The organism is Pseudomonas sp. GW821-FHT02H09 (assembly GCF_059421425.1).
This window is the reverse complement of the sequence record NZ_JBWKVA010000024.1, coordinates 15847-28470: the sequence shown is the minus strand read 5'-3', so window position 1 is coordinate 28470 and position 12624 is coordinate 15847. Positions and strand designations below refer to the sequence as shown.

Annotated in this window: 11 protein-coding genes and 1 pseudogene; all 12 read left to right on the top strand. The window is 59.0% G+C overall.

What is annotated here, in order from left to right:
* Complete coding sequence (locus AC07VR_RS26390) at positions 1-558, top strand: phage baseplate assembly protein domain-containing protein (protein ID WP_495013006.1); 558 nt, start codon at positions 1-3, stop codon at positions 556-558.
* A gap of 54 nt (positions 559-612) precedes the next feature.
* Positions 613-960 (top strand): phage GP46 family protein, encoded by a 348-nt coding sequence (locus tag AC07VR_RS26385; RefSeq protein WP_495013005.1) that lies wholly within the window; start codon positions 613-615, stop codon positions 958-960.
* Positions 960-2027 carry a baseplate J/gp47 family protein gene (locus tag AC07VR_RS26380; protein WP_495013004.1) on the top strand — a complete coding sequence of 356 codons (1068 nt, stop codon included), beginning with the start codon at positions 960-962 and terminating at the stop codon, positions 2025-2027. The genes AC07VR_RS26385 and AC07VR_RS26380 overlap by 1 nt, the downstream gene beginning before the upstream one ends.
* Positions 2024-2629 (top strand): putative phage tail protein, encoded by a 606-nt coding sequence (locus AC07VR_RS26375; protein WP_495013003.1) that lies wholly within the window; start codon positions 2024-2026, stop codon positions 2627-2629. Before AC07VR_RS26380 ends, AC07VR_RS26375 begins: the two co-directional genes overlap by 4 nt.
* Positions 2622-4361, top strand: coding sequence for an SGNH/GDSL hydrolase family protein (locus AC07VR_RS26370; protein WP_495013002.1), 1740 nt, complete (start codon positions 2622-2624; stop codon positions 4359-4361). Before AC07VR_RS26375 ends, AC07VR_RS26370 begins: the two co-directional genes overlap by 8 nt.
* Positions 4362-4364: 3 nt before the next feature.
* On the top strand, positions 4365-5156 hold the full coding sequence (locus AC07VR_RS26365) for a hypothetical protein (RefSeq protein WP_495013001.1): 792 nt from the start codon (positions 4365-4367) through the stop codon (positions 5154-5156).
* A 385-nt stretch (positions 5157-5541) separates the two neighbouring features.
* Positions 5542-5655: pseudogene (locus AC07VR_RS26360) on the top strand (gp53-like domain-containing protein); the annotation flags it as partial.
* Positions 5656-5978: 323 nt separating this feature from the next.
* Entirely contained in the window at positions 5979-6470 is a 492-nt protein-coding gene (locus AC07VR_RS26355; RefSeq protein WP_495013000.1) for a phage tail assembly chaperone, read from the top strand.
* Between the two features lie 360 nt (positions 6471-6830).
* Complete coding sequence (locus AC07VR_RS26350; protein WP_495012999.1) at positions 6831-7622, top strand: enoyl-CoA hydratase/isomerase family protein; 792 nt, start codon at positions 6831-6833, stop codon at positions 7620-7622.
* Positions 7623-7713: 91 nt separating this feature from the next.
* Positions 7714-8874, top strand: a complete 1161-nt coding sequence (locus AC07VR_RS26345; protein WP_495012998.1) for an acyl-CoA dehydrogenase family protein — start codon at positions 7714-7716, stop codon at positions 8872-8874.
* Between the two features lie 18 nt (positions 8875-8892).
* Positions 8893-10992 carry an acetate--CoA ligase family protein gene (locus tag AC07VR_RS26340; RefSeq protein ID WP_495012997.1) on the top strand — a complete coding sequence of 700 codons (2100 nt, stop codon included), beginning with the start codon at positions 8893-8895 and terminating at the stop codon, positions 10990-10992.
* Between the two features lie 10 nt (positions 10993-11002).
* Positions 11003-12616, top strand: coding sequence for a 5-guanidino-2-oxopentanoate decarboxylase (locus AC07VR_RS26335; protein ID WP_494994038.1), 1614 nt, complete (start codon positions 11003-11005; stop codon positions 12614-12616).
* Positions 12617-12624: the final 8 nt, after the last annotated feature.

Genomic DNA, 12624 nt, shown 5'->3' with positions numbered 1-12624 from the left:
ATGTCGATGACGCGAATGATGCGCGAGCAAGCAGCTCGCGAGAGGCAACAGTTCCGCCAGGCGTTTCGCGCCGTGGCTGCCCGTAACAAGCACGGAAAGCTCATCGGGGTTGATATGCAAGGTCTTGCCGGTGAGGCAGTCTCTGGGGAGCTGTTCCAGCACTACGGTTTCACCTCGGCGCCGTTGGCTGGTGCCGAATACATCGCTATACCGGTCGGTGGCAACAGCAAGCACACCGTTGTGGTGGCCAGCGAGGATGGTCGTTACAGGGTCACGCTCAAGGACGGTGAGGTGTCTTTGTACAGCGACGAAGGCGATTACGTTCACCTCAAGCGCGGTCGGGTGGTCGAGGTGGTGACGGAAACGTTCCTGGTTAAGGCCGGGACGAAGGTTCGCTTTGAAACGCCGCTCCTGGAAGCTGCGGGCAACGTCAAGGTGGATGGCAGCATCAAGGCGGATGGCGAGATCACCGACCACACTCGCGCCATGCAAGATGACCGCGAACTCTATAGTGGCCACGGCCATCCGGACGGGCCAGCTCCGTATCCTCAGCAATAGTCTTGTCTATATAAGAAACGCAGCCTCGCGCGCACGCGGGGCAATCTGCCTGGCATGGACGCAGGCATAAACCCCACTACTGGCGATTTGACGGGTCAGCGCATTACGACGCTGGCAAATGCCGTCTATCTACGCCTCATGACTCCCCTCGGAAGCTACTGGGCCGCGCCCGAACTCGGTTCGCGTCTGCATGAGCTGAAGCGGGAGAAGGACAAGGCTCGCGTTAGCGGCCTTGCCATCCAGTACGCCAAAGACGCTTTGAAGCCCTTGATCGATGACGGTCGAGCGACCTCTATCGACATCACGGCAGAGCGCGCTGGTGACGGCTGGTTAAAGCTGTTGGTCGAGGTATCTACCCCGGCAGGCAGGCAAACCTTTGAACATCTCGTGAGCGTAATCTGATGCCCTACGACGCTCCCAAATTCGATGCTATCCGAGCCCGCGCTTTGCGGGAAATTCGTTCGCTTTCGGCGGACGCGGACATCACCAGTGACAGCGATCACTTCGTCCGCGCAAGTTCGACCTCGGCGATTGCTGAGGGTATTCATCAGCAAGGAGCATGGACCGCCCGGCAGATATTTCCTGACTCAGCCGACTTCGAGGAGCTGAAGAAGCACGCCGCCACTCGCGGTGTTTTGCCGAAGTCAGCCACCGTGGCAGGCAGCTCGATTGGAATCAGTGGAAGTCCTGGTGTTCCGTTGCCGGTGGGTTCACAAGTTCGCCTCATCGCAACAGGCACCGTGTTGTTCACAACAGCCACCGCGACGGTTGGATCTGACGGAACCGGCACTGCTCCTGTATCGACGGTGGAAACCGGCGCGTCCCTGAACGGTCAGGAGGGTGCTGCCGTCCTGACCAGCCCTCCTCTCGGGATCGATGGTAATTGCACCCTTGCTGCCTTGGTTGGGGGCACTGAAGACGAGAAAAAAGAAAGCCTGCTTGGCCGTTATCTGGACGTGCTTCGCTTTCCCCCAAGTGGAGGATCGATAGCAGATTATCGCCGCTGGGCATTGTCCGTGGACGGTGTATCGACCGCTCTAATCATCCCCAAGCGTCGTGGTGGCAACTCCATTGACGTGGTGATTACGTCTGCGGGTAGTCCTTCTTCTGCAGCTGTCATCGCGGCGTGCCAGGCCTACATCGAAACGGTAGGTCCGGCCGGGGCGGATATATGGGTGTTTACGCCCGCTGTGATTACTGTGGATCTGCAGTTACGACTCAAGCTTCAGGCCGGGTTCGCCTTGGCCGATCTGCAAGAGCCATCGGAGTCTGCGGCGGCAGGGGTTATTAATCCTTTAGTCCCGCTGGAAACTCTTTACATCCTTCGCCTTACAGCGGCTTTCAGTAGCTTGGCTGGGGTGATCGATCTTCAGCTAGTAACTCCTCCAAACAATGTTTCAGCATCCGATGATCCAGCGACAGTTAATTGGATTCGTCTTGGAACAGTAATTTTGGAGCCGATGGTATGAGGGAAGTTTTGATTGAACAGCTACAAGCGCTGCTCCCACCAGTTTCATACGACCCGAACGGCGCGAATTTAAATGCTCAGTTAGCAGGTGAGGCTGCGGTTTTAGGTGATGCTCTTGTAAGTCTGGAGAACGTCGAGCGGGCGATATTCCCCGAGACAGCGGGTGGATTTATCGCTGATTGGGAACGGATATATGGGCTGACCCCATCAATTGATGCGACTCAGGACGACCGAGTGCAGGACGTTCTTGCGGCGATGGGAGATCTTGGTGGGCAGTCCATTCCCTACTTTATCCGCCTGGCTTCATTGTTCGGCGTGCCCGCCACTATTGAAACTTTCAGGACTCCTGTCGTCGGCCTATTGAACACTGGTGATCCGATCTACTCCGGCGACTGGCCGTATACCTGGCGCGTTGATGCGCCGCTTGTGGCCTACGTCAACGCCACCATGGAAACCCGCATCACTGAACGCCGTCCGGGAAATACGGACGTGGTGTTTGGGTATGGTAAGGAAGTCATCGAAGTGGTTACCAACGCAGTGGACCAGCTATTCAACACCGTTAATTACGTTATGCCCTCAAATATGAGTATGAACAATGGCTGATCAACCGACTATCGAAGCACTGGCCGCCTACGCCGGGCAGCTTTCAGAAGCTGCTGCACAGGCCAGAGCCGCATCAGAAAAGCAGCATCAAATTATTAATGGCGATGCGCAAACTGATATTTTGACGGAGTCTGGCCTAGTTCCTTCGGTTGCCAAGCAAGCAGTGCTGGCACAAGAGAAAGTGACTTCGGCGCTGGTTGAAGTCGCTTCGCAGATGGCGGGGGCAATGACCTACGGGACCATTGCAGCGGGTTTGGCGGGCACGGTGAATGGCGGCTTTTTCAGCGTGCCGAGCCCTGAGTCGCTGGAATACCTGATCCTCTATGAAAACGTTGCAGGTGTGGCGGTTCCGCGTAAGCGCTATCCCAGCGCGGAAGCTGTCGAGTCGAAGATTCCCAGTTTTGTGCCTGAGCCAGTTTACGTTCCGCTAGTTTCGGACGCCGCCGACAATGTGGCCGTCTGGCTTGTTGATGGCAAGTTTGATGCTTTTGGTGTAGGGCCAAACATTAGAGACAGCATAGGGGTTAACGAAACAGTTCCGTACGCGGATAACCGCGTCCCTGTACTCTCGGATGAGTCAGGTAACGTTGCTTTGTGGCTGGATGAAGGAAGGCTTGAGGCTATTGGTCTTGGCCCCCGTCTGCGAGCTGAAGTGACTGGCCTAGTCAGCAGCTATGTTGCAGCCGCTCCAGCCGATCAAGCGGAGCTGCTGACTACGCGCGGAAAGAGTCTATGGCTATACCAGGCCAAGAAAGCGCTGATAAACAGCGGCGTTCCGGCAAAGATGAAGGTCATGTTTATCGGTGATTCCTGGTCTGACCTAGAAACAATCCCCAACAAGATGTCGAGCATTTTAGCCACCAAAAACACCAAGCTCGGCTACGGGTGGATAAGTTCGCTGCTAAACAGAATGACCGATGGCGCGACAGCTGTGCGGAATGGCTGGACTGCGTACGATGCCGCCTCTGCGTTGGTTGAGCCTTCTTATGGCTGCTCATTCGACGGAGCAGCCATCACAACGACAGGGGTGACGGCAAACCTTAATATCTCCGGGGTTGTGACCACTAGCTTTTCTATCTACTACCGTGGCGGCACTGGCACGTTTCGTTATCGCATTGACGGGGGGGCTTGGACACCTGTGACCGGTGGTGCTGATGGCGTGATGCAGAAGGTGGCTGTAACTGGTCTTTCCGACGCGGCCCATGTGTTGGATATCGACACTGTAGGCAACATGGGAAACGTCACGCTGTATGGTTTCTACGCTACGCGAGGTACGTCTGGCTACGAGGTGCTCAAGTGCGGGCGCGGGGGGCTAGATGGCAGAGAGGCTTTGCGGTTTGTTAACTACATCCCGCAATACGCCGCCGACCTTGAGGCAGACTTGCTAATTATCAGTCTGGGGACAAACGACTATGTGTCTGGCAACCTGCAGGGGTTCATTGATGGGCTTACGGGGCTGATTACCAAGCACCGAGAGGGTCGGCCAGATATAGGTATCATCGTGGTGTGCCCCCCAGACAGTAATGGCGTAGCGTCCATTCCACTGACAACTATTCGTAAATACGGCCAACAAGTCGCTGTATCACTCGGCTGCGAGTATGCAGACGTCCATTCTGTCTTTCCTGTGTATGCGAAATCGAACGCACTTGGCTTGTGGAATGATGATTTGCACCTCAGCAGTAGCGGTGCAGATATCCTTTGTCGTCACATCTACAACAACTTTATGGTGTAACCAATGAGCAACTTTCTTAGACTTTCAGGTGTTACGCTCCCAGGCTCCGGCTACCCCTCGCTGCGATCTTTTCTCGATGTGACGCCTGCACTGCCCGTGGCCAATGGGCTCCTTGGCTTGTACTACCTCAGAGACTCTGGCGGCCGGGAAACAAAAAACTATGTTGCTGGCGGGCAGCCGCTAATCAAGGTGGGCAGCCCCGTCGTGCTTGAGCATGGGGCAATTTGCAACAAAGACAACTATTACGATATGGGGTTCAAGGCTCAACCGGCCGGGACCATATTGGCTATTGCCAAGCCGGGCACGGCGCCAACTACTTTGGCGAACTCTATCCCGGTGGTATCTGGTTTTGTCAGCGTAGCTGATACTTATGGCAAAGGTGACAGCCTGTACTTCGGGACTAACTTCAGCGGCGCAGGAAGCTTTATTGCGTCTGCGGCTAGCGACCAGGCTATCCCTGCATCGCAACAGGTGGGTAGAACCTTGGCCTTGCCTGTGGCTGAGCCTGTTCTAGTATTTGGCACGTTTGTTGGGGGCGCGCCTAGGTTTATTGTGGGCAATCTCGCTAATGACGCGCTGGCCAAAGCTACGTACGCACTTGCCGCAAGTAACATACAGCGACCTGCGGCCCCCTTTGGGAATAACCTGCGAATCGGATCCAGCAGAGACGGTTTTTCGGGCGAATCTAACGTTTCGCTTGTGGCTTACTTCAATCGCGTCCTTACCGATGCCGAGATACTACAAAACTTAATGTACCTGCGGCATGAGTGGGGCGTCGCGATGGGCGTTTGGTAACAAATACTTTTCGACTTGCTTTAACTAGCTGTCATGAGACCAGCTGGGGACGATATGAGTAAAGAAGATGGATAGAGTTTCTGCTTTTACCGATTTGTGCACCCCCGGTGGGCTATTTCGTTACGGCACCGAAGTGGGGGGCGTACCACCCACGCCGGTTAAGGCTGAGTGGCTCAATCTAGTGCAGGAGGAATTGGCCAACTTTATTCTGGCTTATCTGCCTGTGCTGGATGCAACGGACAACGAGCAGTTGTTAAAGGCCGCGCGGAAACTCACCGCCAACTTGGCGGTCAAGGCCACGACGCTGGCCGGTTATGGGATTGGCGATGCCTATACCAAAAACCAAACCGACTTCTTGCTGTCCGGGAAAGCCAATTGGAGCATCACGCTGGCTGGCTACGGCATCGGCGATGCCTACACTAAATCGGCCACTGACGGGCTGTTGGCCGGCAAAGCCAACAACGCTACCACGCTGGGCGGCTACGGCATCACCGATGCCTACACCAGGTCCAGTATCGACGCGGCGTTGGCGGGCCTGTGGAACGACGCCAATGCCACCCCCAAAGCCATTGTCGCTCAGGCCTCGGCCGAGGCCGGTGGGGTCGGCACTTATGCGCTGCTGATGGTCGGAGGCAGCGCATCGTCCAGTTACGAGCCGCTGTATCAAGGCGCCTTGGTGGCCGGCAGTCAGTGCTTGTTCACCAACGCGGGCGGATCCAGCAGCAGTGGAACGCCGGCGGGCACCTGGAAGTTAATGGGCACGCTGTACAACCATGACGCGATTAACCCGGACTCTGCCACGTTATGCCTGAGGGTTTCCTAATGTTGACGGTAAAAAGCGCGCGCGTACCGCGGTGGAATAACGCCGAGCACACCTCGCTGAACTTATGGGTGATGTTTGAAGAGACCGCCGACACCCTGGGCGAAATGCCGTTCACGGCCTCGCCAGAGGATAACGAAGACCATGGTCGTGACTTGTTTGCGCGGGCGGTGGCGCTGGAGTTTGGCCCGGTTCTGGAGCCTTCGGCCGACGTGCTGGAGCAGGCTACATTGCGCACGCTCTACCGCCTGAAGGCCCTGGCGAGCGGGACCATCGCCACGCAGCAAGTGGCGCTCGCGACGCTGCAGGATGCACTGCGGCTTGACCTGGCCACTGCGGTCGAAGAGGCCACGGTGCCGCTCAAGCAGGCGGAGCTGGATGCCTGGTGTGCCTATCGGGTCTACCTGTCCCGAATCGAAACCCAGCCCGGCTTTCCATCCGCCGTGGAGTGGCCTGCGATACCAGCGACGCCTTTGGAGCTGGGGCTAGTGTGATCAGTGGGGTAGTTCGAGGGTGCCAAATCTAGCGCTAATAGCTAAGCGGTCGGGGTGATCTGGCGGTGCCAAATACCGCGTTAGGCGATGCCAAATCCGGCGCGCGCTTACAGCAAGCTCGCTCCTGCATTTCATCATCCCCCCGATTCCTCAATCGCAAGCAGCCGCCGTGGTCAGTTGTTCAAAGATGTAACAGCTTTTTCGGCGGATATTCGAAATCTATAATTTTTTTCTTTTAAAACAATAAGTTATTTAATTTTAAGGGCTGTTACAGACCCCTTGGCCGCAGGATTGCCGCCTTACTGAACAGTCGTTTAGTATGGGTGCCATGTCGTCAATCACAATAATTCGAGGACTCGTATGACTACTCAATCTTCTCTGCTCAGTCAGGTCGAAGCGGGCGTTGCCTGGATCACCCTCAACCGCGCACCACAACGCAATGCGCTGGATATCCCGACGCTGAAAAGCCTTCACGCCTTGCTCGATCAATTCAACGCGGATCCTGCTGTGCGGGTCGTCGTTTTGACCGGCACTGGCCGCAGTTTTTGCGCCGGCGCCGATCTCGCTGAATGGGCTGAAGCCGAGGCACGTGGCGTACTGGAAAGCTACGGCTGGACAGAAACCGCCCACGCCATGATGAGCCGTCTGCACAGCCTCGATAAACCCACCATCGCCGCGATCAATGGCACCGCCGTCGGCGCCGGGATGGATTTGACGCTGTGCTGCGATGTGCGTCTCGCCGCGCAGTCCGCCCGGTTCAAGGCCGGTTACACCAGCATGGCGTATTCGCCGGATGCCGGTGCCAGCTGGCATCTGCCGCGTCTGATCGGTGTCGAGCAGGCCAAGCGTCTGTTGTTCCTCGATGAACTCTGGGGCGCCGATCGCGCCTTGGCGGCAGGCCTGGTCAGTGAAGTGTGTGCCGATGAGCAACTGCTGAGCGTGGCTGGCGAACTGGCCGCGCGTCTGGCCAGCGGCCCGACCTTCGCCTTCGCCCAGACCAAGAAACTGATGCGTGAAGGCGCCCAGCGCAGCTTGCCTGAACAACTGAGCGCGGAACTCGCCGCCGGTTTGCTCTGCGGTCGCAGTGAAGACGGCGCCGAAGCGTTGCGTGCGGCGATGGAAAAACGCGCGCCGGCCTTTGTCGGTAAATAGGTCGGCCAAACAGGGTCGACGACCAGGCGGGCTTTCCAGCCAACGAATAGAACGTCATCGAATACTCGGTTATCGAAGAGCAGGTAGCGCAATGAATTTCCAGCTGACCCAAGAACAAGAAATGTTGGTGGATGCGGTTCGCAGTTTTGTCGCCAAGGAACTGCTGCCCCATGAAGAAGCGGTCGATCGCGCCGATGAAGTCTCTCCGGAGCTGGCCGCACAGATTCGCGGTAAAGCTGTGGCGGCGGGTTTCTATGCCTTCAACATGCCGGAAGAGGTCGGCGGCGGCGGGCTCGACTACCTGTCCCAGGCGCTGATCGAACGCGAGCTGTCCAAGGTGTCGTGGGCGCTGCATGTGTTTGTCGCACGTCCGTCGAAAATCCTCATGGCTTGCACCGGCCAGCAGATTCAGGACTATCTGTTGCCGTGCATCCAGGGTGAAAAGATTGACTGCTTCGCCCTGACCGAACCGGGCGCCGGCTCTGACGCCAATGCCATCAAGACCCGCGCGGTGCCTGAGGGCGACGACTTTGTGTTGAACGGCAGCAAACACTTCATCAGCCATGCCGGGCACGCCGATTTCGCCATTGTCTTCGCCGTGACCGATACCTACGAACACAACGGTCGCAAGCGCAACGCCGTAACCTCGTTCCTGGTCGACCGCGACACGCCGGGCATGACCATTCGCCGTGGGCCCAAGTGCGTCAGCAACCGCGGTTATCACACCTATGAAATGTTCTTCGACGATTGCCGCGTACCCGCCTCCAAAGTGCTGGGCGAAGTCGGCAAGGGCTGGGACGTGGCCAACGCCTGGCTGACCGCCGGGCGGGTGATGGTTGCCGCCAACTGCGTCGGTCAGGCCCAGCGTGCGCTGGACGTGTCGCTGCAATGGGCGGCGGATCGCAAGCAGTTCGGTCAACCCATCGGTACCTATCAGGGGGTGTCGTTCAAGCTGGCCGACATGGCCACGCAAATCCGCGCGGCCGAGCTGTTGACCCTGCACACCGCCTGGAAAATGGATCAGGGCTCCATGACTGACGGCGAAGCCGGGATGGCCAAACTGTTCGCCAGTGAAGTGCTCGGTCGCGTGGCCGACGAAGCGGTTCAGATATTCGGGGGTATGGGCTTGATGGACGAAGGTCCGGTGGAGCGCATCTGGCGTAACGCCCGGATCGAACGGATCTGGGAAGGCACCTCGGAGATTCAGCGCCACATCATTTCCCGCGAGCTACTGCGGCCGCTGCTGCGCTGATCGGGTCGGAGAACGGTTATGTCCCAACACATTCGCGACAACCTCAAACGCCTGCTCGCGCCGCGCCACCTGGCGTTTGTCGGCGGCCGAAGCATGGCCCGTTCGCTCAAGCGCTGCGCTGAAGGCGGCTACCGGGGCCAGATGTGGTTGGTCAACCCGCAACACGACAGCCTTGAAGGCGTGCCGTGTGTGCGCAGCGTGGCAGAACTGCCGTGCGGCCCGGACGCGGTGTTCATTGCCACCAACCGCGAACTGACCTTGACCTGCGTCGCCGAGTTGGCGGTCAAAGGTGCAGGCGGAGCGATTTGCTACGCATCGGGTTTTGCCGAGACCGGCGCTGAAGGCCAGGCCTTGCAAGATCAGCTGCTCAAGGCCGCCGGCGACATGGCCTTGCTCGGCCCCAACTGCTATGGCTTGCTCGATTACCTGCACAGTTGCGCGCTGTGGCCGGTTGCCCATGGCGGCAAGACGGTCGAGAAAGGCGTGGCGGTACTGACCCAGAGCGGCAATTTTGCCTACAACCTGTCCATGAGTGATCGCTCGTTGCCGGTGGCCTACATGGCTTCAGTCGGCAACCAGGCGCAATTGGGCATCGCCGAGCTGATGGATGTGTTGCTCGACGAGCCGCGCGTCACGGCAATCGGCTTGCACCTGGAAGGATTGAAAAACGTTCCAGGCTTTGCCCGCGCGGCGCACAAGGCGCTGGAGAAGGGCATTCCGATCATCGCGCTGAAAACCGGTGTGTCGCAGCTCGGTGCTGAATTGGCCCTCAGCCATACCAGTTCGCTGGCCGGTTCCGATGCACTGTACGACAGCCTGTTCGATCGCCTGGGGGTGATTCGCGTCAGTGGTCCGGTGAGTTTTGTCGAGACCCTGAAAGCCGCGGCTTGTGGCAATTTACCGGCTGGCAAGAGTCTGATCGCGCTGGCCTGTTCCGGTGGTGATGCCGGGCTGATCGCCGACTATGCCGAACGCAACGATTTGAGCCTGCCCACACTCGACGAAAGCCAGCGGCTCGAGCTGGATCAAGTGCTGCCCAGCTACGCCAACCTGGTCAATCCGCTGGATTTCACCACGGCGATATGGGGCAACCGCGAAGCGCTGGACAAGATGCTTGATAGCGCCCTGCGCACCGAAGCCGACGCCGCCATGTTGGTGCTCGATTACCCTTCTGAGGCGACCGGCGAGCGCAAGGAATGTGATCTGCTGCTGGAACTGTATTGCGCGGCGTTGACCCGTCACGGCAAGACCGGTTTCGTCACTTCAGCCTTTCCCGAGCTGCTTGCGGCCAGCGCTCGCGAGCGTTTGCATGCCCATGGCGTGGCGGCGTTGCAAGGCGTGGAAGATGCTTTGGCGGCGTGGGGGCGGATTGCCGGTTATCAGCACAGTCGTCAGGTATTGCTTGCGCGCGGAGAGTCGGCGTTGGTGCCGATTTGTCCACAGGCGCTGGAAGGTGAGGGGCAGTTGCTGGATGAATGGCAGTCCAAACAAGCCTTGCGCGCCTTTGGCCTGCCGACGCCGCAAGGCCTGCTGAGTACCCCAAGCGACGCGCTGACAGCGGCGAATTCCCTGGGTTATCCACTGGTGCTCAAGGCTGTCAGTGCCCAATTGCCGCACAAGACTGAAGCCGGTGCGGTGGCGCTGAACCTGCGCGATGCGCAGGCATTGAGCGACGCGCTGGAACAGATGCGCGCACGGATTGCCGACTACGCACCGGGGGTGCCGTTCGATCAAGTACTGCTGGAGCGCATGGCAACGCCGCCGTTGGCCGAATTGATCGTCGGTATCAAGCGTGAAACCCACTTCGGGTTGGCGCTGGTCATCGGTACTGGCGGGATTCTGGTGGAACTGCTCAAGGACAGCCGCAGCCTGCTGTTGCCGACCACCGACGGCGCCATTCGCGCTGCGTTGTCGAGCCTGCGCAGCGCACCATTGCTGCAAGGTTTTCGCGGTCGTGAAGCGGCGGATCTGGATGCGTTGGTCGCAGCGATCCGTGCTGTGGCGGACTACGCCTGTGAAAACGCGGGGCAGTTGCTCGAACTCGATGTGAACCCATTATTGGTCGGTGCCCAAGGCACGACTGCGGTCGATGCGTTGATTCGCTTCGGTCAAGCGTGAGGATATGAACATGCAAAGCAAAACCTTGACCGGCGGCCAGACTCTGGTGCGCCTGCTGGCCAACTACGGCGTCGACACGGTGTTCGGCATTCCCGGCGTGCATACGCTGGAGCTGTATCGCGGCTTGCCCGGCAGCGGCATTCGTCATGTGCTGACCCGTCATGAGCAAGGGGCCGGTTTCATGGCCGACGGCTATGCGCGTGTCAGCGGCAAACCGGGCGTGTGCTTCATCATTACCGGTCCCGGTGTGACCAATGCCGCGACCGCTATCGGTCAGGCTTACGCCGACTCGATCCCGATGCTGGTGATTTCCAGCGTCAACCATACGGCCAGTCTTGGCAAAGGTTGGGGCTGCCTGCACGAAACCCAGGATCAGCGCGCCATGACGGCGCCGATCACAGCGTTTTCGGCGGTCGCCTTGAGTGCCGAGGATTTGCCCGAACTGATCGCCCGCGCTTATGCGGTATTCGACAGCGAGCGGCCGCGCCCGGTGCATATTTCGGTGCCACTGGATGTGCTGGCCGCGCCGGTGACGCGTGACTGGAGCCATGAAGTGGTGCGCCGTCCAGGGCGCGGCGTACCGGCTGCCGAGGTGCTGGATCAGGCGGTGGCGAAACTGCAAGCGGCGCGCCGCCCGATGATCATCGCCGGTGGCGGTGCGCTGAATGCAGCACAGACGCTTGAGGCGTTGAGCACGCGGCTGGCGGCGCCGTTTTTCAGCAGCGTCGCAGGGAAAGGTTTGTTAGCGCCGAATGCGCCACTGAATGCCGGCTCCACCTTGTGCGTGGAACCTGGCTGGAAGCTGATCGCCGAAGCTGATGTGGTGCTCGCGGTCGGTACCGAAATGGCCGACACCGATTATTGGCGCGAGCGTTTGCCGCTGAATGCCGAGCTGTTACGGGTGGATATCGACTCGCGCAAGTTCAACGATTTTTACCCGTGCGCGGTGGCCTTGCAGGGCGATGCTCAAGAAACCGTGGCCGCCTTGCTGGCGCGTCTGTCCGAGCCCGCACGCGACGCCAGCGCCGCCATCCAAGCGGTCGACATGTTGCGTAAGGCGGTCAAGGCCGGGCACGGAGCCTTGCAGTCGATCCATCAGGCGATCCTCGACCGGGTCTCGGCCGAATTGCCGGACAACGCGTTTATCAGCAGCGACATGACCCAACTGGCCTACACCGGCAATTACGCCTTCAGTAGCAATGCGCCGCGCAGCTGGCTGCACCCGACCGGTTACGGCACTTTGGGTTACGGCTTGCCGGCGGGTATCGGGGCCAAGTTCGGTGCGCCGAACCGACCTGGCCTGGTGTTGGTCGGCGACGGCGGTTTTCTCTACACCGCGCAAGAGCTGGCAACCGCCGTGGAAGAGCTGGACAGCCCGCTGGTGGTGCTGCTGTGGAACAACGATGCCTTGGGGCAGATCCGCGACGACATGATCGGGCTGGATATCGAGCCTGTTGGCGTGCTGCCGCGTAACCCGGATTTCGCCGCGCTGGGCCGTGCCTTCGGATGCACCGTGACGCAACCGCAGAACCTGGATCAATTGCAAGCCGAACTGCGTGCCGGTTTCAACCGAAACGGTGTGACGCTCATCGAACTCAAGCACGCCTGTGCTCTGGTCGGTTAAAAACATAC

Coding starts and splice junctions, on each gene's coding strand:
- AC07VR_RS26355 (WP_495013000.1), top strand. CDS start 5,979: ATGTTGACGGTAAAAAGCGCGCGCGTACCGCGGTGGAATAACGCCGAG.
- AC07VR_RS26365 (WP_495013001.1), top strand. CDS start 4,365: ATGAGCAACTTTCTTAGACTTTCAGGTGTTACGCTCCCAGGCTCCGGC.
- AC07VR_RS26380 (WP_495013004.1), top strand. CDS start 960: ATGCCCTACGACGCTCCCAAATTCGATGCTATCCGAGCCCGCGCTTTG.
- AC07VR_RS26370 (WP_495013002.1), top strand. CDS start 2,622: ATGGCTGATCAACCGACTATCGAAGCACTGGCCGCCTACGCCGGGCAG.
- AC07VR_RS26390 (WP_495013006.1), top strand. CDS start 1: ATGTCGATGACGCGAATGATGCGCGAGCAAGCAGCTCGCGAGAGGCAA.
- AC07VR_RS26335 (WP_494994038.1), top strand. CDS start 11,003: ATGCAAAGCAAAACCTTGACCGGCGGCCAGACTCTGGTGCGCCTGCTG.
- AC07VR_RS26340 (WP_495012997.1), top strand. CDS start 8,893: ATGTCCCAACACATTCGCGACAACCTCAAACGCCTGCTCGCGCCGCGC.
- AC07VR_RS26350 (WP_495012999.1), top strand. CDS start 6,831: ATGACTACTCAATCTTCTCTGCTCAGTCAGGTCGAAGCGGGCGTTGCC.
- AC07VR_RS26375 (WP_495013003.1), top strand. CDS start 2,024: ATGAGGGAAGTTTTGATTGAACAGCTACAAGCGCTGCTCCCACCAGTT.
- AC07VR_RS26385 (WP_495013005.1), top strand. CDS start 613: ATGGACGCAGGCATAAACCCCACTACTGGCGATTTGACGGGTCAGCGC.
- AC07VR_RS26345 (WP_495012998.1), top strand. CDS start 7,714: ATGAATTTCCAGCTGACCCAAGAACAAGAAATGTTGGTGGATGCGGTT.